The organism is Lactobacillus sp. M0390 (assembly GCF_016102085.1).
Taxonomy (GTDB): Bacteria; Bacillota; Bacilli; order Lactobacillales; family Lactobacillaceae; genus Lactobacillus; species Lactobacillus apis.
Genome location: NZ_JACFPH010000020.1, coordinates 1 through 666, shown reverse-complemented (window position 1 = coordinate 666; position 666 = coordinate 1). Strand labels below are relative to the sequence as shown.

The window sequence follows — 666 nt, the reverse complement described above, 5'->3', positions numbered from 1 at the left end:
AGCCGTTAGATCCTGAGCCATTTGAGTCAGAACCGTTTGATTCTGAGCCATTTGAGCCTGAACCGTTTGATTCTGAACCATTTGATTCTGAGCCGTTTGATTCTGAACCATTTGAGTCAGAGCCATTTGAATCTGAGCCGTTTGATTCTGAACCGTTAGATCCTGAGCCATTTGAGTCAGATCCGTTTGATTCTGAGCCATTTGAGCCTGAACCGTTTGATTCTGAACCATTTGAGTCTGAGCCGTTAGATCCTGAGCCGTTTGAGCCTGAACCGTTGGAGTCAGAACCATTTGATTCTGAGCCATTTGAGCCTGAACCGTTTGATTCTGAACCATTTGAGTCTGAGCCATTTGAGTCAGAACCGTTTGAGCCTGAGCCATTTGAGTCTGAACCGTTTGATTCTGAGCCATTTGATTCTGAACCGTTTGATTCTGAGCCGTTTGAGCCTGAGCCGTTTGATTCTGAACCATTTGAGTCTGAACCGTTTGATTCTGAGCCGTTAGATCCTGAGCCATTTGAGTCAGAACCGTTTGATTCTGAGCCATTTGATCCTGAGCCATTTGATTCAGAACCGTTTGATTCTGAGCCGTTAGATCCTGAGCCATTTGAGTCAGAACCGTTTGATTCTGAGCCATTTGAGCCTGAACCGTTTGATTCTGAACCAT

At 45.2% G+C, this 666-nt stretch carries 1 protein-coding gene; it reads right to left on the bottom strand.

Annotated features, from left to right (window positions below; all coding sequences use genetic code 11):
* The coding region (locus H3R25_RS08940) for a hypothetical protein (RefSeq protein WP_198195179.1) at positions 1-666 on the bottom strand (666 nt) is incomplete at both ends.